The sequence below is a fragment of the Burkholderia sp. AU4i genome (assembly GCF_000466765.1).
Taxonomy (GTDB): Bacteria; Pseudomonadota; Gammaproteobacteria; order Burkholderiales; family Burkholderiaceae; genus Burkholderia; species Burkholderia cepacia.
The window spans coordinates 1-934 of sequence record NZ_ASSI01000420.1; the positions used below are offsets into that span (position 1 = coordinate 1).

Sequence of the window (934 nt, forward strand, 5' to 3'; positions counted from 1 at the left end):
GCCGACCAGCCGCACGACGCGGCCGGCACGGCTACATCGGCCGCGGGCTGGGCGCGCGTGCATGGCGAGCGCTGGCGCGTGGCCAGCAGCGCGCCGCTTGCCGCGGGCTGCCGCGTGCGCGTCACCGGCCGCCAGGGGCTGCTGCTCACCGTCGCGCCGCTGTACGACGTGCCGGCGCAGGAACAACAACACCAAGGTGAACCAACATGATCGGCTACACATTCGGCTTCAGCAGCGTCCTGATCGTCTTCGTCGTGGTGCTCGTCGCGTCGTCGATCCGCATCTTTCGCGAGTACGAGCGCGGCGTGGTGTTCATGCTCGGCCGCTTCTGGAAGGTGAAGGGGCCGGGGCTCGTGCTGATCATCCCGATCGTTCAGCAGGTCGTGCGGATCGACCTGCGCACCGTCGTGTTCGACGTGCCCGCGCAGGACGTGATCACGCGCGACAACGTGTCGGTGAAGGTCAATGCGGTCGTGTATTTCCGCGTCGTCGATCCGGAGAAGGCCGTGATCCAGGTCGCGCGCTTCTTCGACGCGACGAGCCAGCTCTCGCAGACGACGCTGCGTTCGGTGCTCGGCAAGCACGAGCTCGATGCGCTGCTGGCCGAGCGCGAGCAGCTGAACGCCGACATCCAGAAGACGCTCGACGCGCAGACCGATGCGTGGGGGATCAAGGTGTCGACCGTCGAGATCAAGCATGTCGACCTGAACGAGACGATGATCCGCGCGATTGCGCGACAGGCCGAGGCCGAACGCGAGCGGCGCGCGAAGGTGATTCATGCGGAAGGCGAACTGCAGGCGTCGGAGAAACTGCTGCAGGCCGCGCAGCGGCTCGCGCTGCAGCCGCAGGCGATGCAGCTGCGCTACCTGCAGACACTGACGACGATCGCGGCGGACAAGAACTCGACGATCGTGTTTCCGCTGCCGATCGATCT

At 66.8% G+C, this 934-nt stretch carries 2 protein-coding genes; both read left to right on the plus strand.

Going from position 1 to position 934, the window contains the following annotated elements:
- Positions 1–210 (plus strand): NfeD family protein (locus L810_RS43185; protein ID WP_042978455.1); only part of this gene is annotated, 210 nt, incomplete at its 5' end.
- Positions 207–934, plus strand: a 728-nt coding sequence (locus L810_RS43190) for a slipin family protein (protein WP_042978456.1), incomplete at its 3' end; no start/stop codon positions are given. The genes L810_RS43185 and L810_RS43190, both read left to right, overlap by 4 nt.